Raw genomic sequence first — 25,302 nt, 5'->3', positions numbered from 1 at the left:
CAGGTCGGGGATGCTGAAATCAAATTCTGGCAAGCATCTCAATTATAATAAATGACAGCCAGTGTCAGGTGTCTTTCTAAAACAACATAGTAACATCCTGTTAAGCGCACCTATCAATGCTCCCTTAACAGGTAATCGCAATAGCTAAAGTGGCATTACAGTGGATGTAAAAAAGGACATATTGTGGAGAGTGTATCTATGCCTGATAGGCATGGTCCTCTTTGCCGTGGCTATCCTCGTAAAAGTATTTTATATCCAACAAGTACAAGGCAATTACTGGCGAAGCATGGCCGATAGCCTCCACACAAGCTACGTTGCGCTGGATGCGGAAAGAGGTACCATTTTCTCTGAAGAAGGCAGAATGCTCTCCACTTCCATCCCGTATTTCGATATTCGTATCGACTTCGCAGCCGATGGACTCAGAGATAAAAAAGGAAAAGTATTCGACGAAAATCTCGACTCCCTTTCCCTTTGCCTCTCCAATACGTTTGCTGACCGCACCAAAAATGAATACAAAACACTGTTGAGAGAAGGTTATAAATCGAAAGACCGATATTTTTTATTGAAAAGAGACGTTCCATTTAATCAATATCAGGCCTTACGTTCTTTCCCAATGTTCCGCCTGGGTAAAAATAAAGGTGGGATGATCGCCGAACCTAAAAGCAAGCGTATCAACCCCTTTAAACTACTCGCCAACCGTACCATCGGCCTGGCCAGAGAAAACTCCCAAAGCGTTGGACTCGAAAGAACCTATAACAACTTTCTGAAAGGTGTCACCGGTAAACGATTAATGCGCAGAATCGCCGGAGGTACTTACGTACCTGTTGATGGTTATGATATTGAACCCGAAAACGGACGAGATGTTGTAACCACGCTAGATGTTAATATGCAGGATATCGTCGAATCTGCCCTCATGAAAATGATGGTCACAAACGAAGCCGAACATGGTACCTGTATCCTAATGGAAGTGAAAACCGGCAAAATCAAAGCTATCGCTAACCTGGGCCGACAACCAGACGGCAGCTACTGGGAAGATATGAACTATGCCCTTCAAGTTGGGGAACCTGGTTCTACTTTCAAACTGGCTACTGTTATCTCAGTAATCGAAGATAAATATGTTACCATGAACAACATGGTGAATATGGAAAATGGTCGCTGGCAGGTAGGTAGAAGAACCGTATTCGATTCTGAACCTCACCCCGGCCCTCAACTGGTTACTGTAAAACATGCCTTCGAACTTAGCTCGAATGTAGGAATGGCCAAACTGGCATATCAATATTATAACCGCCAGCCTAATAACTTTGTCGCACACCTTAAAAAATTAAGGCTCGATCAAAATACGGGCATCGATTTGCTTGGTGAAGGTAGCCCGGTTATTAAAACAACTGCCTCCAAAACATGGAGTAATACTACTCTCCCCTGGATGGCTTTTGGATATGAAGTGCTGGTTAGCCCGCTGCAAACTTGTATGCTCTACAATGCTGTGGCTAACAATGGTAAAATGATGAAACCCTACCTTGTCAATTCAATTCAGGAATATGGCCAGGTAGTAAAACAGTTTGAACCTACTGTACTCATGGACAGCATCTGCTCCCAAGGTACTCTCAAACAGGTGCAAGCAATGCTGGAAGGGGTTGTAACCGATGGTACAGCAAAAAAATTGCGCTCACCCTATTACAACTTCGCCGGTAAAACCGGTACCGCCCTCGTTGCCAATGGTAACAGAGGGTATGCCGATAAAATATACCAGGCTTCTTTTGCCGGTTATTTCCCGGCCAAAGATCCACAGTATACCTGTGTTGTTGTAATAAAAAATAAACCGCATGCCTTACGCTTTTATGGCGCCAGCATTGCGGGTCCGGTGTTTAGAGAAGTTGCAGACAAATTGTACGCTCTTGCCGTTGAAAAACAAAAACCAATGCAGGCATCTCTACAAATTGATACCCTGCTGGCTTTGAAAAATGGGAAAGGCGGCGAATGGAAACAAATACTGAACACCTTACAGCTACCTGTAAGTACTGCTCCCGCCAATAACAGCTGGGTTAGTGCTAAAGTAACTGATAAAAAAATTGCTTTCAATCCTGTTGCCCAAACTAAAGGCGCTGTTCCCGATGTAACCGGAATGGGATTAAAAGATGCTCTCTATCTCCTCGAAAACGCTGGACTAAGAGTAGTAATCAAAGGAGCCGGAAAAGTGAAAACACAATCACTCCCCGGCGGATCTAAAATTGGAAACGAACAAACTATCGTAATAGAATTGAGTTAGATGAAGACATTGCGTGACATATTGTATAATGTAAGCATTCAATCCATTCATGGAAGTAATGATATTTCCATAAATGAATTAACTACCGACTCCAGAGCCGTAAAGCCTGGAGATGCTTTCATTGCCGTGAAGGGAGTGCATGTAGATGGCCACCAATACATTGATAAAGCAATTAGCCTGGGCGCTGTTGCCATTATCTGTGAAACACTGCCCGCTCAATTAACCAGTAACATTTGCTTTGTACAGGTAAATAATAGCGCCGCCGCCACAGGAATTATGGCCGGCAACTTTTATGATAACCCGTCAGATAAAATACAACTCGTTGGGGTAACTGGTACTAATGGTAAAACAACTATTGCTACCCTTTTATTCCGTCTGTTCTCTAAACTGGGTTATCATTGCGGCCTCTTATCTACCGTTCAGAATCAAATCGGAGACACTGTAATTCCATCTACCCATACAACTCCCGACCCAATCAACCTCAATGCCCTTCTGGCAAAGATGGTAAATGACGGTTGCCTGTATGTTTTCATGGAAGTTAGTTCCCACGCTATTCATCAGCAAAGAATTGCCGGACTTAAATTTGCCGGCGGTATTTTCAGCAACATCACCCACGATCACCTGGATTACCACAAAACTTTTGATGAATATATACGTGTAAAGAAATCATTCTTTGATAATCTGCCATCCAATGCCTTTGCTCTTACCAACCTGGATGATAAAAGAGGTATGGTAATGCTGCAAAATACCAAGGCTAAAAAAGCAACTTATAGCCTCCGTACCCTGGCCGATTTTAAAGGTAAGATCCTGGAAAATAACCTGACCGGACTGATCATGTCTGTAAATGATACTGAAGTACATTTTAGATTGATCGGCGAATTCAATGCCTATAATCTGCTGGCCGTATATGGCACCGCTATCTTATTGGGCATGGATAAAGCCAAAGTATTACAGGCCCTCAGCGATATTCAGGGAGCAGAAGGACGGTTCGATTACATCGTTTCAGATAAAGAACAAATTATTGCAATTGTAGATTACGCACATACGCCGGATGCATTGAAAAATGTACTGGCTACTATTAAAAATCTGCGTAAAGGACATGAACAAATCATCACGGTTGTAGGATGTGGTGGAGATCGTGATACCGCTAAACGCCCGATAATGGGAGATGTAGCCGCTGAAAGCAGTGATAAGGTAATCCTGACTTCAGACAATCCACGGTCTGAAGACCCGGTTGCTATCATCCACGAAATGGAAGCTGGTATTCCCGTTCATCTGAAAAAGAAAGTTCTTTCTATCACCGATAGAAAAGAAGCCATCAAAACAGCTCTCTCACTCGCTAACAAAGAAGATATCATTCTCGTTGCAGGTAAGGGACACGAAAAATACCAGGAAATCAATGGGGTAAAACACCATTTCGATGATAAAGAGGTATTGAATGAGTTGATGAAACTGATGGAGAAATAAAAATAAAGAGACTAAAACTAAGTATAATCCAATGATTAAAAATCCGCTGGTTGCCCCGGCACTGGCAGATTACGACTAAAACGTATATGTTATATTATTTTTTAAATTACCTGAAAACAGAATTTAAGATCAACATCATTGGTGGTGGTATGTTCCAATTTATCACCTTCCGTGTAACGATGGCGCTATTGCTGTCGCTCGTGATCTCATTGCTGTTCGGTAAATGGATTATCAGGTTTCTGCAACGTAAACAAATCGGAGAAACAATCAGAGATTTAGGCCTGCACGGCGAAAATACCAAGAAAGGTACTCCTACGATGGGTGGACTGATCATTCTTTCTGCGATTGTTATCCCAACCCTGCTCTTTGCACAATTAGCGAATGTTTATATCTGGTTGATACTATTTTCAACCGTATGGCTTGGATTGATCGGATTTTTGGATGATTATATTAAAGTATTTAAAAAGAATAAAGAAGGACTTGCAGGTAGATTTAAGATCATGGGCCAGGTGGGCCTTGGATTAATTGTAGGATCCACTTTATACTTTAATACAGATGTGGTTGTATCACGTGAAGTAATGGGCGCTAAAAAACTGGCTCCCTACGAAAGACAGATTGTTACACATCCCGAAAGAGTTACAAGAGATGGACACAGGTTTGTGGATGTAAAAACTCCAATTACCACCATCCCTTTTGTGAAGAACCACGAATTCAACTATTCAAAATTAATATCCTGGATTCCGGGCGCTGAGAAATACACCTGGATCCTTTATATCCTGATCGTAATATTCATTATTACTGCCGTCTCAAATGGTGCAAACCTCACAGACGGGTTGGATGGACTGGCAACAGGAGTCTCTGGGATCATTGGAATAGGACTTGGAATATTTGCCTATGTATCTGGTAATATTCAGTTTGCGGAATATCTCAACATCATGTATATCCCGAATCTGGGTGAATTATCCATATTCATTGCAGCATTTGTTGGGGCATGTGTTGGTTTTCTTTGGTACAATGCTTATCCGGCACAGGTTTTCATGGGCGATACCGGTAGCCTGGCATTGGGTGGTATCATCGCTGCTCTGTCGATTATTGTACGTAAGGAACTATTGATACCAATCTTCTGTGGCGTGTTTCTGATTGAGTCATTATCTGTTATGTTACAGGTATCTTATTTCAAATACACTAAGAAGAAATATGGAGAAGGACGTCGTTTGTTGAAAATGTCACCTCTTCACCACCACTACCAAAAGCTGGGATATCATGAAAGTAAGATATCCGTACGTTTCTGGATTGTAACAATTATGTGCGTGGTAGTAGCTATCGCAACATTGAAAATGAGATAACAATTTAAAATCTATATAAGAAGAAAAAACGAATGGCACACAAACTCATCATATTAGGAGCTGGAGAAAGCGGAATTGGAGCGGCTTTGCTTGGAAAAAAGCAAGGGTATGATGTATTTGTATCCGACGGAGGAACAATAAAAGACAACTATAAACAGGAACTGGCGGTAAACCAGATCTCTTTTGAAGAAGGTCATCATTCCTGGGATATTATTTTAGGATCGGACGAAATTGTAAAAAGTCCGGGTATCCCAGAAAAATCGGAACTGATGAAAAAGGTACGCGCGGCACGCATACCTGTAATTTCTGAAATAGAGCTGGCCTACCGTTTCTCGACAGGTAAAAAGACTATTGCTATTACTGGCAGCAACGGCAAAAGCACTACTACTGCATTAACTTACCACATCTTCAAAAACGCAGGTCTGGATGTGGCAATGGTTGGCAATATTGGTGTAAGCTGGGCAAGACAGGTAGCAACTGAACCGGCAGAGTATTATGTGATTGAAATCAGCAGCTTTCAGTTGGATGACATCAAAACATTTAAACCAAATGTTGCCATCTTACTGAATATTACCCCTGATCACCTGGATCGCTACGATTACGAAATGAAAAATTACGTAGCCTCCAAATTCAGAATCGCCATGAACCAAACAGCAGAAGATTATTTCATCTACTGTATGGACGATCCTGAGATCATGGAACATTTAGCTCAGCAACCCATTTATTCAGCATCAATACCTTTTACCATCATGAAACCACTTAAAGAAGGCGGCTTTATCGACAACGACCAGTTGCATATTGATGTCAACGGAGAACCGGTGATCATGTCGATGTACGACCTGTCGTTAAAAGGAAAACACAACCTGTATAACTCTATGGCGGCTGCAATTGCTGCACGCACCATGGATATCCGTAAAGAAAAAATACGTGAAAGTCTTACTTCCTTCGAAAGCCTCGAACACCGTATGGAGTACGTGGCTACCATTAAAGGAGTTGATTTCATAAACGATAGTAAAGCTACCAACGTCAATTCAGTATGGTTTGCACTCGAAAGTTTCGAGAAACCAATTGTTCTGATCATGGGTGGAATTGATAAAGGAAATGATTACAGCGCAATTCGTGATCTCGTTAAAGAAAAAGTAAAAGCAATCATTTGCATGGGAGTAGACAATAGTCCTATCATCAATGCGTTATCGAATGATACACCAGTGTTGGTTAGTACTGAAAGCATGCATGATGCCGTAACCGAAGCTTTCAAACAGGCAACCAAAGGAGATATCGTATTACTTTCTCCGGCTTGTGCCAGCTTCGACCTCTTTAAAAATTACGAAGACAGAGGCAGGAAGTTTAAGGAAGAAGTAAAGAATTTGTAGCAAAGATTGGGGTGCTGAATAAATCATAAATCAAAAAAGTATGACAGAACTGCTCTATAAAACAAAAGGAGATAAGGTAATCTGGACGATAGTATTATTTCTATCGCTGGTAAGCCTGCTTGCCGTTTATAGTGCAACCGGCTCTTTAGCTTATCGTGAAAGAGGTGGGCATACTGAATATTACCTGCTCAAACAACTCTCTGTGTTGGTAATGGGTCTGGTAATCATCTATTTTGCTCATCGGGTAAATTATACTATTTATTCAAGAGTAGCTCAAATAGGCTTTTTATTATCGATTCCCTTGTTGATGTATACATTGGCATTCGGATCAAATATCAATGAAGCCAGCAGATGGATCAGGCTTCCGATAATTAACCTGACCTTTCAGACATCAGATGTGGGAAAACTAGCCATCTTCATGTATGTAAGCAGACAATTATCGAGAAGGCAACATTTAATTAACGATTTCAAGAAAGGTTTCCTACCTATTATTGCACCCGTTGTACTTATATGTTTTCTGATCATGCCTGCCAATATGAGTACGGCATTGTTGCTTGGCGCCAGTTGTATGATTCTCTGCTTTATTGGCAGGGTACCAATCAGGTTCCTCGCATCAATGATTGCAGCCGGAGTAGTTATGGTTGCTTTACTATTTCTTGTAGCTAAAGTAACCGGGCTTGAAATGCGTACTAAGACCTGGGAAAAACGTATCGATAATTTTCTGCATGGCGATCATACAGAAACACCCTATCAGGTTCAGCAAGCCAACATCGCAATTGCAGGTGGAGGCTTTTTAGGTAAAGGCCCCGGTAATAGTACTCAACGTAACTTTTTACCGCATGCCTATTCCGATTATATCTACGCAACGATTATAGAAGAATATGGCATGTTCGGCGCATTCCTGATCCTGGCAGCTTATCTAATATTGTTGTTGAGAAGTATCAGAATCTACCGGCGTTGTCCATACGCTTTTGGAGCATTCCTGGCAGTTGGGCTCAGTGTTACATTGGTGATACAGGCACTAACAAATATGGCAGTAAATGTTCAGTTATTTCCGGTAACCGGAGTAACACTACCGTTAGTGAGTATGGGAGGTTCCTCCGTATTGTTTACCAGTATGGCAATTGGAATTATCCTGAGCGTTTCAAGGAATGTGGAAGAAATGGAAGGTAAACGTGCAGAAAAAGAACGATTGGAAAAAGTTATTGCAAATACAGAAAATGCTGCAGTAGCATAATAAATATAACGATCAAACTAAAAGAATAGAAGAAACAGATATGCAACGCAAAGTGATAATAGCAGGTGGAGGAACGGGAGGTCACATCTTCCCTGCAATTGCGATTGCCAATGCTTTGAAAAAAATACAACCAGATATAGATATTCTGTTTGTGGGCGCTAAGGGAAAGATGGAAATGGAAAAAGTGCCACAAGCAGGTTACCCGATAGAAGGATTGGAAATAACAGGATTCAATCGTAGCAATATCTTTAAAAATATATTGCTGCCTTTTAAAATTCTGAAAAGCTTAGGTCAGGCTAAATCCATTCTTAAACGTTTTAATCCGGATGTTGCAATCGGCGTTGGTGGTTATGCCAGCTTCCCGGTTTTGAACAGGGCGCAGAAGAATGGAATACCCACATTAATTCAGGAGCAAAACTCCTTTGCTGGTAAAACCAATATGATATTGGGAAAAAAAGCAGCTAAAATTTGTGTGGCTTACGATGGAATGGAAAAGTTTTTTCCCGCAGATAAGCTGGTAATGACTGGTAATCCGGTTAGAAGTAATATTTCGCAATCGGCTATCACCCGTGAAGAAGCACTGAAGCAATTTGGGTTAAAACAGGGAGTTCAAACTGTATTTGCAGTAGGAGGAAGTTTAGGAGCTAAATCAATTAATGAAGGATTAGCCCCATTACTGAAATCTTTTGCTGAAAAAAATATACAGCTGATCTGGCAAACCGGTAAACCATATTACGAAACTGCAGTTCAGGCAGCCGCTCCGTATAGTGAACATATCAAAGTATATGATTTCATCAATACTATGGATGCAGCTTACAAAGCAGCAGATGTGGTACTGTCAAGAGCCGGAGCGCTGGCCATTGCAGAACTTTGTGTAGTGAAGAAACCAGTGATTTTTGTTCCTTATCCGTTTGCAGCAGAAGATCATCAGACTTCAAATGCAATGAACCTGGTTAACAAAAAAGCTGGCCTGATCATTAAAGATGCCGAAGTTGAAGCTCAATTGGGTACTACCCTGTTTAGCCTGTTACAGAATAAGGCATTGATGGAACAACTAGAAAACAATATAGGCAAACTTGGTAATCCTAATGCTGATGAAGTGATTGCCAGGCAAGTGTTAGAGCTTATTAAATAAGCGATAGTGAATAAAAAATGATGGATCTGAATAACATAAAAAGAGTTTATTTCATCGGTATCGGTGGTATCGGAATGAGTGCTATTGCCCGCTTCTTTAACGAAAAGAAAATTGCGGTGAGTGGTTACGACCGAACAGCAACCCCATTGACCAGGCAACTGGAAGAGGAGGGAATGAAGATCCATTATACAGATGATATTGAATTGGCAGATAAAGAAGCTAACCTGATAGTATATACGCCAGCAATCCCTGCTACGCATTCAGAACTGAAATGGTTCAGGGAAAATGGTTACGAAGTGGTTAAGCGCAGTGATGTTTTGCAGGAAATTACCCGGTCACTTTTTGCTATTACGGTAGCAGGAACTCATGGTAAGACAACCGTTTCCACAATGATTGCGTATATACTTACAGATAGTGGATATGGATGTAATGCATTTTTAGGTGGAATCAGTGTCAACTACCATAAAAATTTCTGGAGCAGTGAGAAGGGTGTTGCTGTAATAGAAGCAGATGAATACGACAGGTCTTTCCTGAAATTAAGTCCGGATATTGCCGTATTAACTGCCATGGATGCAGATCACCTCGATATTTACGGTACTCCGGAGGCAATGGAAGAAGCATTTATTCAGTATACCCATAATATTAAGCCTAATGGCACGCTGATTGCTAAGTTCGGCCTGCATCGCAATAACGAGCTTGCAGCACCTAACAAATTGCTATACAGTTTGCAAAACGATGTTGCCAACGCCTATGCCGAAAATATACGCATGAACAATGGAGGTTATGTATTCGATGTAGTGTTACCAGGCAAAAGAATAGAGAATGTGGAGCTACATCTGGGAGGAATGCATAACGTAGAAAATGCAATAGCTGCAATTTCCGTAGCACAAATTCTAGGTATCGATAGCGATAAAATCAAAGCTGCTGTTAGCACATTCAAAGGCATCAAACGCCGATTTGAATATGCTGTAAAAAGTGATGACCAGGTGTATGTGGATGATTATGCACACCATCCTGAAGAATTACGGGCTTTGATCAATAGTGCAAAAGCACTGTTCCCCGGCAAAAAGGCTACAGTTATTTTTCAACCACACCTTTTTACCAGAACCCGCGACCTGGCAGACGGCTTTGCCGAAAGCCTCTCACTGGCCGACGAAGTAATATTACTTCCCATTTACCCGGCTCGTGAATTACCAATCGAAGGTGTAAGCAGTGAAATGATCGCATCAAAAATAAAAGTACCGGTAACGATTGTACCAAAAGATAAAGTACTGGAATACCTGCAAACGCAGGAAACTCCATTACTCATAACAGCAGGAGCAGGTGATATTGATCAGTTAAAAGATCCGATTGCCGCCTTGCTTCAAAATAATAAAAAGTAAAAAATGAGCAAAACCACCAACATATTAAAACGTGTTGCTACTATAGGCCTCTGGGCCGTAGGGGTAATAGGCTTTGTAGTGTTGCTGGTGGCTGCAATCCAGGATAAGGATGCAGGTAAATGCAAAAATATTGTTGTAAAATTTCAAGGTGCCGACGATAATTTTTTTATTGGATCGAAAGATATCAAAGCTTTAATAACTAAAGACAAAGCATTGAACCCAATAGGAAAACGAATCAGTACAATTGATATCAGGAAGCTGGAAGCTATTGTAGATAAAGAAGCCTGGGTAAAAAACTCAGAGATCTACATCGATAATGGACATAACCTGAATATTAAGGTAGAACAGCGGGAACCAGTGGCAAGGATTTTTACTTTTTCAGGAAATAGTTATTATCTGGATATCACCGGAGAACATATTCCTGTATCTAGTCGTTATGCAGCTAGAGTACCCGTGTTTACAGGCTTCCCTACTGATGCAGCAAAACTGCAGCAATCAGATAGTTTGCTTAGTATGCAAATCGTGGAAATGGGGTCATTCATTGGTAAAGATCCATTCTGGATGGCACAGGTAGAACAGTTGATGATAACACCAGACCGTAAATTTGAATTTATTCCCAAACTCGGTGACCAGGTGATTGTATTTGGAGACGGAATAGATATCGAAAAAAAATTCAACAAGCTACTTGCCTTCTATAAAGAAGGGTTAAATAAGGTAGGTTGGAACAAATATAGTCGCATCAACATTGCGTTTGAAAATGAGGTGGTTTGCACTAGAAAAGAAGGAGTTGCACCTTTGCAGCCAGTTCTGACTAAAGATAGTATAGAACTACCTGCAAAAGACGAACGACCTATTTCAGATGAAGACGATGAGGCACCAGCAGAAGCAGCAACGGCATCAACAAATCCGATTGTAGCTCCTGCACCAAAACCAGCGGCACCTCCAAAAGAAAAAGTGGAAGCCGCAAAACCAAAGGCAAAAGCGCAACCTGCAAAAGAAGTGAAAGCAAAAGAGAAAGCGCCAGCCAAACAACAGCCCAAGGCAGTGTATAAACCAGGGAATAAATCTGTTAACACATCAAAAAAACAAAAAACGCCATGAATCAGGAAGCTCCCATCATTGTAGGACTCGACATTGGTACTACGAAGATTGCTGCCATAGCAGGAAGGAAGAATGAATACGGGAAACTGGAAATCCTGGGATTCGGTAAAGCTACGTCGTTTGGTGTGCAGCACGGAATGGTGCTGAACATAGATCAAACTATTAAAGCTATCAGGCAAGCACTCGAGAATTGTTATGCGTCCAACCCCAACCTGGAAATTAATGAAGTTTATGTTGGCATCGCAGGCCATCATATTAAAAGTTTGCAAACCCGTGGAGATATCGTACGCAACGACACTGATGCTGAGATATCCCAAAAAGATATTGACCAACTGATCAACGATCAGTATAAAACAGTTATTCCTGCAAGTGATCAGATCATTGATGTGATCCCTCAACAATACATTGTAGATAGTCTGCAAAATATCACCTACCCAATCGGAATGTCTGGCGTGAAGGTAGGGGCAAACTTTCATATCATTACCGGCGATAAAAACGCCATCAGAAATATTAACCGTAGTGTGGAGAAATCTGGTTTGAAAATACGCGATCTGGTATTACAACCATTAGCTTCCGCTGCTGCTGTAATGTGTGACATGGATTTTGAGGCAGGTGTTGCCATTGTTGATATCGGAGGTGGTACAACAGATCTGGCGGTATTCTATGAAGGTATTCTGAAACATACTGCTGTCATTCCTTATGGTGGTGAAAATATCACCAATGATATTAAAAACGGCTTGGGTGTACTCAAAACACAAGCCGAACAAATGAAAGTGCAATTCGGTTATGCACTTGCAGATGAAGCCAAAAGTAACGCATATATAACAATACCAGGATTAAGAGGCCAGAGCCCCAAAGAAATTTCAGTGAAGAATCTGGCCCATATTATACAAGCACGCATGAGCGAAATCCTCGACTTTGTGGTGTATCATCTGAAGCAAATTGGAATGGACAACAAAATGCTGAATGGTGGTATTATCCTTACTGGTGGAGGATCTCAATTAAAGCACCTGATACAGCTGACAGAATATACCACCGGTGCAAGTGCACGTATAGGATTCCCCAATGAGCACCTGGCGAGCGGGCATATCGAAGAATTAACCAAACCAATGTACGCAACTTGTGTTGGCCTGATATTGAAAGGGTATAACGACTTCGAAAATGATCGGAAAGCGCTGGAAGAGAACTATGTAAAAATTAATACAAGCTATTTCGCAAAAGAACAAGCTTCACAAACTGTTGCTCCGCAAGAAGAATGGATAGAAGAAAATAGTCCAAGTTCCCAGGAAATACAGGACCGTAAAGCAAAAGAAAGGAATGCATCCCTTAAAAATTTCTTAGATAAAATGAAAACTAAGATCATTGATATGTTTACAGAAGAAGAAGATGCAAAACTTTAACGGAAATGGCGCAATTGTTGCAAAAACGAAACGTTTTATAATTAAGAACTAAAGCACACTAATTAATAATGAAAGGACTAAAGTACCATAGTAATAGAATAGCACCTACGCACCATAGTTCATTATTAATTATTCGTACTAACCCATAAAAGTATAGAGTCATGATACATTTTGATCTCCCTAAGGAAAAGTCTTCTATCATCAAAGTCATCGGTATTGGTGGCGGTGGTAGCAACGCTGTGAATCATATGTATAGCCAACGCATTGAAGGGGTAAATTTCATTATTTGCAATACCGATGCTCAAGCTATTGCTAACAGCCCCGTTCCCAACAAAATACAGTTGGGCCCCCATCTTACTCAAGGGCTTGGAGCCGGTGCAAATCCTGAAATAGGAAAGCAGGCTACAGAAGAGTCCTTTGAAGAAATCAAAAAAATATTAGAGGTTAATACCAAAATGGCCTTCATTACGGCAGGCATGGGAGGTGGTACCGGTACCGGTGGCGCACCTATCATTGCACGTATTTGTAAAGAGCTGGGTATTCTTACTGTAGGCATTGTTACCACCCCATTTTCTTACGAAGGAAAAAAACGGATGCTTCAGGCAGATGAAGGTATTAACAGATTAAAAGATTATGTTGATACTCTTCTGATCATCTCTAATGATAAATTACGTCAGAAATTCGGTGACCTTAAATTCAAGGCTGCATTCGAAAAAGCTGATAACGTTTTAGCTACCGCAGCTAAATGTATTACCGATGTAATCAACTCCACCGGCCAGATCAACGTCGATTTTGCGGACGTTTGTACGGTTATGCGCGATGGTGGTGTGGCTATTCTCGGTTCTGCTCTTGCTGAAGGTGAAAACCGTGCTCAAACCGCAATCGAAGATGCATTGTCTTCTCCATTGCTGAATGATAACGATATCCGCGGCGCTAAATGGATTCTTATCAATATCTCTTCTTCTGAAGGTGAATTCGAACACACCCTCGATGAAATGGATATCATCCAGGCTTATGTCCAAAGCCAGGCTGGTGATGATTGCGATATTATCCTTGGTGTGGGTTACGACACTACCCTCGATCGCCAATTAAGTGTTACCATTATTGCTACAGGTTTCGAACAAAAACCTATTACTCAATATAAATCAACTCCTTCCAATCAGGAAAAAGTTGAACCTAAAATTGTAATGCAATTAGGTAAAGATGGTGATGAAAAGAAAATGAATGTACAACAATCTCAAGGCGTATTATTCCAGGAATCACAGGATATTATGGCTCCGAGATTAATGGAACCTACCACTGTACATCCTGAAACTTCTTTCAATCAACCGCAGCAACAGATGCCAATTGCACCTTCACGCCAGAATTATGTGCTGAATGTGCAACAGGTACCTCCTGCTCAACCAACTCCATCTCCTGATCCGACACCACAACAGCCGCAGATGTACTCTCAACCGATTCAACAACCGGTTTATCAACATCCGGCAACTCAAAGTATTCCACAGCAGAATATAAACGTTATTCAGCCTCAAACTGGTAGCGCTTCTGGTGGATACCTGAACAGGCCAGCACACATTTATGTGGAACCAGGATCTACTCCTGCTCCCGAAATGAAAATGGTATTTAAAGAAGAAGAAGAAAATAACATAAATACTCCACCTGCTCCTCCAGAGGTTCCAATGCACCAGGCATATGAAGATCTGGAAGAACAAAAACGTAAACAAGCAGAAAGAGTTGCCAAGTTACGTAGCATCAGCTTCAATGTAAAGAACATGGAAAATAACGCTGAACTGGAAAATGTTCCTGCTTACCTACGTAGGAATGTAAACCTGGAAAACGGTGCAGGTTCTGCAGAACAATTCTATTCAAATTATACTGTTGGTGATCAGGGCCAGAATTATCACCCTGAAATCAATACTATCAATACCTTTTTAGATGGGAAAAAGCCCGATTGATGAACGATATTTGATTGTTTTTTAGTTGTGTTAAAAAAAAATCCTCCAGTTCCCTGGAGGATTTTTTTATGCTATCTGCAATCTCTTATAATTCACTCAATTCCTTATTTGCCTTTGCCAGTATTTCAGCTGCCGGCTTAGATTTCAGATCTCTTATTTCAAACATTTTAAGAATTTCATCAATCTTCGCCAGCGCTCCAGAATTATTCTTCAACAAAGCTCTCAGGATCCTGATCTTTTCATAAGCTTGTACCCCTTCTACAATTTTTTCAAAACGTACTGAAGATCTCGGACCTGGATAAACGAAATAGGTATCCCCGGCCGCCCAGCTCCGGAAACGTGAGTCTCTCAGCGGATCAGGCACCCAGCTATTATATGCCCATCTCAGATATCCATTATAACCTTTATTTGCAGCATACCAACCCATAAAGGCCGATTCTCCGGGCGGGGAGAATGAAAAAGTATTCGGATAATCTTCTGCACAATAAGTATAGAAGGTAGTGGGTAATCCTTTCTCTACCCTGTTCTTTAATACATCCGCAGGATATGTTTCTGCTGATGCAATACAATAATCATATAGCTCATATGCCAGCGGAGCATGATAACTGCCTGCCAGTGATAGTCTATAGTCCTTATCTGCACTTCTTGCTACCTTAATTGCCTCCTGCATTGCATCCATTGGTCTTTCATCCATCGCAATAGTTGCAATATTAAACCAACCTTTAGCTTTCAGGTGAGCAGCAAAATCTTTTAACATCGGTTCCCAATGCGAAGTATATTCTTTAGTTCCAGGTTTGGCAACTATAAAGGTATCTTTAGCCAGTGCTTCATCATAGTAATAAAACTTAAGATTCCACGGAATCATACTGTAACAATTGATTTCCTTTTTTATACCCAGATTCATCATGAACTGCACCCACTTATCGAAAACCGTATAATCGTATTTCCAGCTTCCATCCTTCTTTTTGGTCCATTTAACTGTGGAGCCGTAAATATCCTGTGTCTGACCATTCCAGGGATCGTAGATAATAGCGGTTGTAATTACTTTCTGTCCTGCATTTGCCAGCATTTGCATATAAGGTTTCATAGCCTTAAAATGCTCATCAGACCATGGCTTTACCCGATGAATTCGCGCTATCGCATCCGGACTTTGCCATAAATCGAGGTGAAACTGCCAATCCTTCGGATCAGGTAATAGATGTTCTGAAACCACTATTTCATACGGAAGACTTATTGGTTCTTTTCCACCGGTAACGGTTACCTTACCTTTATAAACACCGGCTGGAGTGGAAGCAGGCACCTGAATGCTTAACCATACTGGTTGAGTAGTTGCAGCAACCATAGCTCTTTTATTAATGATGTCAATTCCATCAGCTACCAGGGAAGAATCATATTCCCCGGGTTTGCGATATCCACAACCTCCACCGTTTTTATTCAGGCTATCTGTCATTACATATCTTATAAACCCTGTAGTTATGGCTGTTGCAGGGATTTTATTCCCTTTTTCGTTAGTTAGGGCTTCTACTTTTATACTAAGCTGTGGTTGTGCGGTTGCAGACCAAAGCAGAAACTGTGTATGCACTCTTTCATTTCTCCAGGCATTTACAGACCAGTGGGTGGATAATTCTTCTGAAGGAGCCTTTCTTTTTTCATAACGCAGGTTGGAAGAACCGAAAGCAGCATGCAACTTAGCATCTTTTACTGCATTCCAGGATGCCTGATTAGCGGGTCGTGGATCGGGAAGTTCTGCATAGTCTTTGGCCGGAGATTGAGCCAATAAGTTTTGTTGCAATGCCAGTAATACCAGCATGCCAAAAAATTTGTTCACCATTGCTACATTTTATATATGTTTTTCATTGCAGGGGTTTCTGCCCCTGGTTTCCATAAGAGTTAAATATCCAAAAAAAATCGGGATTTTTCATGTAAAGCTACTGAGAGCACTCGTAACAGGCCCTAAATTTCAAGAGCGATGATTATGTATTGATCTACTACATAATCCTCGCTCTTATCAAGCTAATATTATACTCCAAACCAGCCTATAATTCGCTTAACTCCTTGTTAGCCTTAGCAAGTAAATCAGCTGCTGCTTTTGATTTCAAGTCTTTTATTTCGAACAGTTTAAGGATCTTATCGATTTTCGCCAACGCGGTAGGATTACCCTTCGATAAATCCTTCAGGATTCTGATCTTTTCATAAGCCTGTATACCTTCTACCATTTTTTCGAAACGCATAGAAGATCTGGCACCAGGATATACGAAATAGGTATCTCCGGCTGCCCAATTACCGAAACGGGAATCTCTTAGCGGATCAGTATTCCAGCTATTATATGCCCATCTCAGATATCCATTAAAGCCTTTGTTTGCAGCATACCAACCCATGAAAGCTGATTCTCCCGGCGGAGAGAATGTAAAGGTATTCGGATAATCTTCGGCGCAACAGGTATAGAAAGTAGTAGGTAATCCTTTTTCGATTCGATTCCTTAGTACATCTGTAGGAAATGTTTCTGCTGATGCAATACAATAATCATATAGTTCATATGCCAGTGGAGCATGATAACTGCCTGCCAGTGACAGTCTGAAGTCCTTATCTGCACTCCTTGCTACCTTAATTGCCTCCTGCATTGCATCCATTGGTCTTTCATCCATCGCAATAGTTGCAATTTTAAACCATCCTTTGGCTTTCAGATGAGCAGCAAAATCTTTTAACATCGGTTCCCAATGCGAAGTATATTCTTTAGTACCTGGTTTGGCAACTATAAATGTATCTTTTGCCAGTGCCTCATCGTAATAATGAAATTTAAGATTCCACGGAATCATACTGTAGCAGTTGATTTCCTTCTTTATTCCCAGATCTATCATGAACTGCACCCACTTATCGAAAATTGTATAGTCGTATTTCCAGCTTCCATCTTTCTTTTTGGTCCATTTAACTGTTGAGCTGTAAATATCTTTTGTCTGTGCATTCCATGGATCGTAGATAATGGCGGTAGTAATTACTTTCTGCCCAGCATTTGCCAGCATTTGCATATAAGGTTTCATTGCCTTAAAATGCTCATCAGACCATGGCTTAACCCGATGAATTCGTGCTATCGCATCCGGACTTTGCCATAAATCGAGGTGAAATTGCCAGTCTTTGGGTGCAGGTAATAAATGTTCTGAAACTACTATTTCATAAGGAAGACTTATTGGTTCTTTAGTGCCAATAACGGTTATTTTTCCTTTATAGATACCGGCCGGAGTAGAGGCTGGTACCTGGATGCTTAACCATACCGGTTGTGTGGTGGCAGCAGCCAAAGCTCTCTTGTTAATAATATCAATTCCATCAGCTACCAGAGAAGAATCATATTCTCCGGGTTTGCGATATCCACACCCCTCGCCTTTCTTATTCAGGCTATCTGTCAATACATATCTTATAAACCCCGTAGTTATGGCTGTTGCCGGGATTTTATCCCCCTTGTTGCTAGTGAGGGCATCTACCTTTATACTAAGTGGTGGTTGTGCGGTTGCAGACCAAAGCAGAAACTGGGTATGTACTCTTTCATTTCTCCAGGCATTTACAGACCACTGGGTTGATAATTGTTCTGACGGTGCTTTTCCCTTTTCATAACGCAGATTTGAAGAGCCGAAAGCAGCATGCAACTTAGCATCTTTTACTGCATTCCAGGACGCCTGATTAGTGGGCTTGGGATTGGGAAGTTCTGCATAGTCTGTGGCTGGAGATTGAGCCAATAAGTTTTGTTGCAATGCCAGTAATACCAGCATGCCAAAAAATTTGTTCACCATTGCTACATTTTATAGATGTTTTTCATTGCAGGGATTTCTGCCCCTGGTTTTCATAAGAACTAAATATCTAAAAAAAATCGGGATTTTTCTTGTAATACTGTTATGGGATAAATAATAAGAGCGAAGATTATGACATAATCTTCGCTCTTATCATGATCAGTTTATTCTAAACTAGTGAATAATACGCCGGAGTTGCAGGTTGGTAACAGGAGCTACAACTAAAGGATACTTTTCAATAGTAACGTAGCTAGAGTCGAGACCGAAGCCTTTTTCTTCAGAAAGGGAGATTTTCTTCAGGAAGAAATACATTTTCATGATCATACGTTCATAAAGCGGCAGATCATTATCATGTGACAGGAATTTTTCCATTACGATGAATTGGAAGTCTCCTACTACATTATTCTTGCTTAATGATTCGTAACGGCTGGTGATGTTCACCTCCTTATTGCGCACCATATCTTCCACTACCATTCTGAACATCAGGTTGATACGTTGTTCTACCTTAAACCCTAAACGGAATTCTACCCTGATTACTTCATTTGGAATGATGGTTTGAACTGAGTATTCGCTCAGATACGGTTCATCAACCACATCTACGTGTACAAACCAGTATATATCGGCCCGTTTAGGCTTTTTATTAAGGATACTATAGATAATTTTATGTTCTATCTCTTTAGGATTATCTGCACTGCTCATATATACTAGGTGAGTAGCATATTTAGGAATAGAAGTATCATTACTTAATTCCTGTATAATTGGCAGGTAATCTTCCAGTCGTACGAATTCGACATATCGATTTTTAATCTTGCGGGATTTGAACCAAACAATCATCACCAGGAAGAGTCCACCGGCCACAATTACAGTTACATAACCACCGTGAGTGAATTTCACCATATTGGCAAAGAAGAACGAGAATTCTATAGTGAAATACACTGCCATATATAGGAGAATCCATCCGATCCAGACTCGTTTGGTGTATAGATAGAAGGCGAAGAGGCAGGAAGTCATGAGCATACAGATGGTAATAGACAATCCGTAAGCTGCTTCCATATTGCCAGATTCCTGGAACAGGAGCACGATAGACACGCAGCCAACAAAGAGCATGGTATTAATACCAGGAATGTATAATTGGCCACGCATTTCTGTCGGGTAGTTCACTTTCATTTTAGGCCAGAGATTTAGGCGCATAGCTTCGGCTATCAGGGTAAATGAGCCGGAAATCAAGGCCTGGCTGGCTATAATAGATGCCATGGTGGCTATAAGAACCCCAAAGATGACAAACCATTCAGGCATAATTGTAAAGAATGGATTTTGATCTTTAGGGAGAATCTGACCTTTTTGAGTTAATAACCAGGCACCTTGACCCAGATAATTAAGAATAAGGCAGGTTTTCACAAAAATCCAGGAAACGCGGATATTTCCCTTACCGCAGTGGCCTAAGTCGGAATAGAGGGCTTCAGCCCCGGTGGTACAAAGGAATACAGCGCCCAGGATAAGGAAACCGCTGGGGTATATAGTAAGAAGTTCGATAGCATAGTGAGGGCTGAATGCCTTAAGGATGCTAAGGTCATCGGCAATATGTGAAATTCCCAGAACACCGAGCATAGAGAACCAGAGGACCATTATGGGGCCGAACATTCGGCCAATGGAAACGGTTCCGAATTGCTGCATGATAAAAAGACCAGTAATGATTGCGAGTACAATTTTTACGATGGTCATTTGTCCTAAGTCTTTAAATACCTCCAGGGTTCTAAGTCCTTCTATTGCGGAGGTAACGGTGATAGGAGGAGTAATGATCCCATCTGCGAGGAGGGCAGCACCGCCGATCATACCGAATATTACAGTCCATTTAGCGTGGCGTCGGACGAGTGCATAGAGGGAGAAAATACCACCTTCCCCTTTGTTATCGGCTCGTAGGGTGAGAATGACGTATTTAACAGTGGTTTGTAGGGTTAGCGTCCATATAATACAGGAGATACCTCCGATTACCAGCAAATCGCTGATAGGATTACCACCCACTATGGCTTTAAAAACGTAGAGAGGAGAAGTACCGATATCTCCATAGATAATTCCAAGAGCTACAACCAATCCGGCTACTGTAACCTTGTTAATGTTAATGCCCACGTAATAAAAAGTTGGTTAAAAAAGCCCACAAAATTATGGGGAAATATTGATACTCCAACAATAAATTGTTGGGAGGAAAAAAATACGGGGTAAGAAAAAACCTCTCCCGAAGATCGGGAGAGGTTTGAGAATATTTACTCGATGAGAGGTAATATTAGTTAGCAGGAGCTAAGTCAACAGTACCAGAATCACCAGGAGTATTTTGTTTGATGAAGCGACCGCGATCGATACCTTGTTTATCAGCCAGGTAGTCGATAACTGCGTCTACACGGCGGCTGCTCAGGTCAACACCACCTTTCTTACCTTTTGCACCAGCGTGGCCAGTAACCAGCACGTTGCAAGAAGGATTAGCTTTCAGAGTAGAAGCAACAGAAGCGAGGATAGCTTCTTGATCTTTACCTACTTTAGTAGTAGTGCCTTTGAAAGAAACGCTAGGCAGCACCAGGCTTGCGCAAGCAGGAGTGATGTGTTTGCAGCACTCAGGATCTGGGCATTTACCAACGCCATCAGCATCAACTGGTTGGCAGTAAGTAGGAGTGATCAGTTGTTTGTCTTTGTAATCAGGAACGCCATCACCGTCTGTATCTTTAGCAACACCGTGAGAATCAACAGGTGCACCAGCAGGAGTGTTAGGTTCGCGATCGAATTGGTCAGTTACGCCATCACCATCAGCATCAGGTAAAATTGGTGCTGGGAGTTTCATGTGACGAGGAGCGCTGAGCTCGCTGTAAGCATACTCCAATGGGTTGATCCACCATAATGGTTGAACTCTTTTAGAAGAGTTACCCAGGTTGAAGTTCAGGCGTAATGAAGTGTAAGAATAGAAGTCTTTGGTAGAACCACCAGGACCAGGATAACCATCTAAGTAAGCATCAAATGGCATGGTAAGTTTTTCTTCCACACCCAGGTTGAAGCGTTTAGAGATTTTGAACGCGATACCAGTACCAACGTCAAGAGCGTGACGAATCAGTTGGTTGTCGTTGTGACGGCCAATAGCGATTCTGTTACCTTGAGAAGGAGCATTTTGCTCATATTTCTTGTCTCTCAGGTCGTTCAGTTGTTTTCTGATATCGCTGCGTTTAGCACCGAAGTTGATACCAGAATAGTCATAACCGTTACCGTTAGCATCTAATGCATCAACGTCAACGTCAGCAGATACAATAGAGTAACCAGCTAATACGTACCAGTTGATTTTTGGTTCAGCTCTGTAGAACAGGATGTTGCTCAGAGACGCGATCATGTCTAAAGACAGTTGGTGATTTTGTGATCTGTAGTTAGGAACGATATAACCACCATTCAGAGCAGCAGTTTTAGCCCATGGATTACCATTAGCAATAACTGTTGGACGCAGTTTATAGTCCTGACCTTTATCGATAGAACCGATGTATTCAGCTCTAACAGAGAAAGTATGACCCAATGCTTTTCTCAGGGAAATACCACCACCGAAACCAGGCCAAGCAGGAACAGTTCCGTCGATCAGGTGAAGACCACCAGAAAGACCCAGTTCCCACATATCTCTCGGCTTAGCCGGGAAATTTGATTGGTGGTTCAGGAAGTTAGTTTGTTGTACCATACGGCCGCGCCCAACCTTAGTGGAGTCTAGCGCATCATAGCCGGTTGGTGTAACCTGTGCAAAACTAGTAGATGCTGCCAGTAAACCCACAGCGCCTGCCAGTAATAAGTACTTTTTGCTTGCCATAATTGTTTTTTTTATTAAAAACTGTTAAAAATTTACTAATAACCCGTTTTTTACCTAGCAAAGGTAAATATCATAAATGAATATACAAATTTTTCTTGCAATATTATTTTCATTGATAAGTCCTTCACTAACAAAGCTTAAATGAAACTATTTATATACCTTAATTCCAGTTCTGTTAAGGTTATGTGTATACTTTGTTAACAGATTCCTTAACTGCTGTTAAAGGAATGTTATACTCCTTATACAAATTAGAGGCCAAAATGTTAAAATGTGATAGATAAAACCTAGCTTAGCAATCCTTTTTATTTGAGACATGGACGAGATTAAAAACCTGATAAGTAAAGAATTAAGAGATTTTGAGCACAAATTTGCGGATTCAGTAAAAAGTCATGTGCCGTTGCTGGATAGGATCATGCATTACATTGTTAAAAGAAAAGGAAAGCAGATCCGTCCTATGTTCGTTTTTTTATCTGCCAAACTCTTTAATGAAGAAGTCAATGAAAGCACCTACCGGGCTGCTGCCCTAGTAGAACTGCTTCATACTGCTACTCTCGTGCATGACGACGTTGTGGATGATGCCAATGAAAGAAGAGGCCTTTTCTCTATTAATGCCCTCTGGAAAAATAAAATAGCCGTCCTGGTCGGCGATTACCTCCTGTCTAAAGGTTTACTGCTATCCCTTAACAATAATGACTTCAGAACTTTGCAATTATTATCTGTGGCCGTTAAGGAAATGAGCGAAGGAGAACTCCTCCAAATCGAAAAAACCAGAAAACTCAATATTAAAGAAGATATCTATTTCGAAATAATTCGCAGAAAAACAGCTTCCCTCCTCGCCTCCGCATGCGCTGCAGGCGCCTGGGCAAGCTCTGGAGACGAAGAAATTACCGAACAAATGCGCCTTTTTGGCGAAAAAGTAGGGGTTGCCTTCCAAATTAAAGACGACCTTTTCGATTATGGCTCCGCCAAAATCGGAAAACCCACCGGTATAGATATCCGGGAAAAAAAGATGACGCTTCCCCTAATCTATACCCTCGATAATGCTTCTACCGAAACCCGTCGTAAAATTATCAATATTGTAAAAAATCATAATACGGATAAAGACAAGGTAGAAGAAGTAATTAACCTGGTTAAAGCCTCCGGAGGCATCGATTATACCAGACAAAAAATGTTTGAATACCGCGACGATGCATTAGCAATTCTTAAAAAATTCCCTGATAATGAAATCAGAGGAGGGCTCGAAGCCCTCGTTCGTTTTACTACCGACCGAACATTTTAGAAAGAATAAAAAATAATGTAATATGCAATCGCCATAAATTCTAATGATGCAAAAGCGCTGGTCAGTAAAGGCATATCAACCAAATCAGGAACAACTCCTGCAGTCTTCGTTACGTATTCATCCCTTACTCTGTAGATTACTGGTACAGCGTAATATCACTACCTTCGAAACTGCACGGCAGTTCTTCAGACCTTCCCTCCAGGACCTTCACGATCCCTGGACCATGAAAGACATGGATAAGGCCATCTCCAGAATTGAACTGGCGTTCTTTCAACATGAAAAAATCCTAGTATACGGCGATTATGATGTAGACGGCACCACCGCTGTTGCAACTGTGTACGCTTTTCTACAAAAAATCTACACCAATATCGAATTCTATATCCCTCACCGTTACAGAGAAGGATACGGTATCTCTAAAGAAGGGATAGAATATGCACGTGACAATGAGTTTAGCCTGATCATCGCTTTGGATTGCGGTATCAAGTCTATCGATCATATTTCCACTGCCAGGGAATGGGGAATAGATTTCATTATATGTGATCATCACCTCCCGGATAACATTCTTCCTCCTGCAGTTGCAATCCTAAATCCTAAACAACACGATTGCCCATACCCTTTTAAGGAATTAAGCGGATGTGGAATAGGATTCAAACTCATTTCTGCTTTTGCTCAAAAGAAAGGACTGCCCGTTTCTGAGGTCAATCAATACCTCGATCTCGTTGCTACCAGCATCGCCGCCGATATTGTTCCAATGGTCGGTGAAAACAGAATCCTTGCATTTCATGGGTTAATTAAAGTCAATGACAACCCGCTCCCGGGTATCAAAGCACTGATAAAACTCAGCGCCCTGAAAGAAAAACTTACTATCTCCAACCTCGTCTTTGTTATTGCACCACGTGTAAATGCCGCCGGCAGGATGGACGATGCCCGAAAAGCCGTGAATCTCTTTATTGAAACAGATGAAGAAAAAGCCGCTGCAATCGCCGCTATTTTACACGCCGATAACTTCGACAGAAAAGAAATTGACAATACTATCACCCAGGAGGCCATTTCAATTCTGCAAAACGATTCGGAAATCGCTACCCGGAAATCCACTGTTCTCTATCAGGCACACTGGCATAAAGGTGTTGTGGGAATTGTTGCATCCAGATTGATTGATAAATATTACTACAGGCCTACCATTATTCTGACCCAGTCTAATGATAAGGTTGCTGGGTCCGCACGTTCTGTCATGGGTTTCAACGTCTACGAAGCAATTCACCAATGTAAAGATTTGCTCGAAAACTACGGTGGCCATTTTTATGCTGCCGGAATGACCCTGAAAACAGAAAACGTTCCTGCATTCCAGGAACGTTTTGAACAAGTTGTTGCGAATACTATTCAGCCCGACCAACTCGTGCCTGAAATAGTAATCGACTCAGAAATCAGATTTACAGATATCACTACTCCTTTCTATAATATTCTTAAGCAATTCGAGCCTTTAGGCCCAGAAAATCAAAAACCTGTTTTTCTGGCAAGAAATCTTTCCGATAATGGCTTCTCCAAAATTGTGAAAGATGAACATATCCGCTTCGCTGTAAAACAAGGGAAGTATGGACCCACTATAAATGGCATTGGATTTTATATGGCTGATAAGTTTCATCTTATCAGTAATAAACAACCCTTTGATCTGGTATTTACACTCGATGAAAATGAGTGGAACGGCCAAACATCCATACAAATGAAAGTAATTGATATACGTGCTGCTAAGCACTGA

General features: G+C 41.3%; 16 protein-coding genes. 12 read left to right on the top strand and 4 right to left on the bottom strand.

From position 1 onward, the window contains the following. Window positions 1–160: 160 nt before the first annotated feature. The 10 genes from DVR12_RS04890 (at window position 161) to ftsZ (ending at window position 14,662) form a co-directional block, all read left to right on the top strand. Window positions 161–2,266, top strand: a complete 2,106-nt coding sequence (locus tag DVR12_RS04890; RefSeq protein ID WP_116974355.1) for a penicillin-binding protein — start codon at window positions 161–163, stop codon at window positions 2,264–2,266. Continuing rightward, window positions 2,267–3,733: a UDP-N-acetylmuramoyl-L-alanyl-D-glutamate--2,6-diaminopimelate ligase gene (locus DVR12_RS04885; protein WP_116974354.1), complete on the top strand. Its 1,467-nt coding sequence runs from the start codon at window positions 2,267–2,269 to the stop codon at window positions 3,731–3,733. It abuts the gene before it with no gap. A gap of 86 nt (window positions 3,734–3,819) precedes the next feature. After that, window positions 3,820–5,079, top strand: coding sequence for a phospho-N-acetylmuramoyl-pentapeptide-transferase (gene mraY / locus DVR12_RS04880; protein ID WP_116974353.1), 1,260 nt, complete (start codon window positions 3,820–3,822; stop codon window positions 5,077–5,079). 32 nt (window positions 5,080–5,111) lie between these two features. Next, window positions 5,112–6,452 carry a UDP-N-acetylmuramoyl-L-alanine--D-glutamate ligase gene (gene murD / locus DVR12_RS04875; RefSeq protein ID WP_116974352.1) on the top strand — a complete coding sequence of 447 codons (1,341 nt, stop codon included), beginning with the start codon at window positions 5,112–5,114 and terminating at the stop codon, window positions 6,450–6,452. Between the two features lie 40 nt (window positions 6,453–6,492). Then, entirely contained in the window at window positions 6,493–7,689 is a 1,197-nt protein-coding gene (locus tag DVR12_RS04870; protein ID WP_116974351.1) for an FtsW/RodA/SpoVE family cell cycle protein, read from the top strand. A 40-nt stretch (window positions 7,690–7,729) separates the two neighbouring features. Then, on the top strand, window positions 7,730–8,824 hold the full coding sequence (gene murG / locus DVR12_RS04865) for an undecaprenyldiphospho-muramoylpentapeptide beta-N-acetylglucosaminyltransferase (RefSeq protein WP_116974350.1): 1,095 nt from the start codon (window positions 7,730–7,732) through the stop codon (window positions 8,822–8,824). 17 nt (window positions 8,825–8,841) lie between these two features. Next, the gene (gene murC / locus DVR12_RS04860; RefSeq protein ID WP_233522129.1) at window positions 8,842–10,206 is read left to right on the top strand and encodes a UDP-N-acetylmuramate--L-alanine ligase; all 1,365 of its coding nucleotides are present in this window, start codon (window positions 8,842–8,844) and stop codon (window positions 10,204–10,206) included. 3 nt (window positions 10,207–10,209) lie between these two features. Further along, complete coding sequence (locus tag DVR12_RS04855) at window positions 10,210–11,307, top strand: cell division protein FtsQ/DivIB (protein WP_116974349.1); 1,098 nt, start codon at window positions 10,210–10,212, stop codon at window positions 11,305–11,307. Continuing rightward, window positions 11,304–12,707 (top strand): cell division protein FtsA, encoded by a 1,404-nt coding sequence (gene ftsA, locus DVR12_RS04850; protein WP_116974348.1) that lies wholly within the window; start codon window positions 11,304–11,306, stop codon window positions 12,705–12,707. The genes DVR12_RS04855 and ftsA overlap by 4 nt, the downstream gene beginning before the upstream one ends. Window positions 12,708–12,868: 161 nt before the next feature. After that, window positions 12,869–14,662, top strand: a complete 1,794-nt coding sequence (gene ftsZ / locus DVR12_RS04845; RefSeq protein ID WP_116974347.1) for a cell division protein FtsZ — start codon at window positions 12,869–12,871, stop codon at window positions 14,660–14,662. An 85-nt stretch (window positions 14,663–14,747) separates the two neighbouring features. Here ftsZ and DVR12_RS04840 read toward each other — a convergent pair whose 3' ends face one another. From DVR12_RS04840 to DVR12_RS04825, 4 genes are all read right to left on the bottom strand, one after another. Continuing rightward, a complete protein-coding gene (locus DVR12_RS04840; protein WP_116974346.1) occupies window positions 14,748–16,493 on the bottom strand; it encodes a DUF4091 domain-containing protein in 1,746 nt (581 codons plus the stop codon). Window positions 16,494–16,698: 205 nt separating this feature from the next. After that, window positions 16,699–18,444: a DUF4091 domain-containing protein gene (locus DVR12_RS04835; RefSeq protein ID WP_116974345.1), complete on the bottom strand. Its 1,746-nt coding sequence runs from the start codon at window positions 18,442–18,444 to the stop codon at window positions 16,699–16,701. A 171-nt stretch (window positions 18,445–18,615) separates the two neighbouring features. Continuing rightward, entirely contained in the window at window positions 18,616–20,568 is a 1,953-nt protein-coding gene (locus tag DVR12_RS04830) for a KUP/HAK/KT family potassium transporter (RefSeq protein WP_116974344.1), read from the bottom strand. Window positions 20,569–20,722: 154 nt separating this feature from the next. Further along, window positions 20,723–22,267, bottom strand: coding sequence for an OmpA family protein (locus DVR12_RS04825; protein ID WP_116974343.1), 1,545 nt, complete (start codon window positions 22,265–22,267; stop codon window positions 20,723–20,725). Window positions 22,268–22,580: 313 nt separating this feature from the next. On the opposite strand from DVR12_RS04825, the gene DVR12_RS04820 reads away from it, so the two are divergent. Further along, the gene (locus DVR12_RS04820; protein ID WP_116974342.1) at window positions 22,581–23,546 is read left to right on the top strand and encodes a polyprenyl synthetase family protein; all 966 of its coding nucleotides are present in this window, start codon (window positions 22,581–22,583) and stop codon (window positions 23,544–23,546) included. A 46-nt stretch (window positions 23,547–23,592) separates the two neighbouring features. Continuing rightward, a complete protein-coding gene (recJ, locus tag DVR12_RS04815; RefSeq protein ID WP_116975108.1) occupies window positions 23,593–25,302 on the top strand; it encodes a single-stranded-DNA-specific exonuclease RecJ in 1,710 nt (569 codons plus the stop codon).

It is taken from the genome of Chitinophaga silvatica (assembly GCF_003419895.1).
GTDB lineage: Bacteria > Bacteroidota > Bacteroidia > Chitinophagales > Chitinophagaceae > Chitinophaga > Chitinophaga silvatica.
This window is presented reverse-complemented; position numbering and strand designations above follow the sequence as displayed.

Bases quoted from the DNA above. Each gene is read 5' to 3' on its own strand.
- DVR12_RS04885 (WP_116974354.1), top strand. From the start codon at position 2,267: ATGAAGACATTGCGTGACATATTGTATAATGTAAGCATTCAATCCATT.
- mraY (WP_116974353.1), top strand. From the start codon at position 3,820: ATGTTATATTATTTTTTAAATTACCTGAAAACAGAATTTAAGATCAAC.
- murD (WP_116974352.1), top strand. From the start codon at position 5,112: ATGGCACACAAACTCATCATATTAGGAGCTGGAGAAAGCGGAATTGGA.
- DVR12_RS04870 (WP_116974351.1), top strand. From the start codon at position 6,493: ATGACAGAACTGCTCTATAAAACAAAAGGAGATAAGGTAATCTGGACG.
- murG (WP_116974350.1), top strand. From the start codon at position 7,730: ATGCAACGCAAAGTGATAATAGCAGGTGGAGGAACGGGAGGTCACATC.
- murC (WP_233522129.1), top strand. From the start codon at position 8,842: ATGATGGATCTGAATAACATAAAAAGAGTTTATTTCATCGGTATCGGT.
- DVR12_RS04855 (WP_116974349.1), top strand. From the start codon at position 10,210: ATGAGCAAAACCACCAACATATTAAAACGTGTTGCTACTATAGGCCTC.
- ftsA (WP_116974348.1), top strand. From the start codon at position 11,304: ATGAATCAGGAAGCTCCCATCATTGTAGGACTCGACATTGGTACTACG.
- ftsZ (WP_116974347.1), top strand. From the start codon at position 12,869: ATGATACATTTTGATCTCCCTAAGGAAAAGTCTTCTATCATCAAAGTC.
- DVR12_RS04840 (WP_116974346.1), bottom strand. From the start codon at position 16,493: ATGGTGAACAAATTTTTTGGCATGCTGGTATTACTGGCATTGCAACAA.
- DVR12_RS04835 (WP_116974345.1), bottom strand. From the start codon at position 18,444: ATGGTGAACAAATTTTTTGGCATGCTGGTATTACTGGCATTGCAACAA.
- DVR12_RS04825 (WP_116974343.1), bottom strand. From the start codon at position 22,267: ATGGCAAGCAAAAAGTACTTATTACTGGCAGGCGCTGTGGGTTTACTG.
- DVR12_RS04820 (WP_116974342.1), top strand. From the start codon at position 22,581: ATGGACGAGATTAAAAACCTGATAAGTAAAGAATTAAGAGATTTTGAG.
- recJ (WP_116975108.1), top strand. From the start codon at position 23,593: ATGCAAAAGCGCTGGTCAGTAAAGGCATATCAACCAAATCAGGAACAA.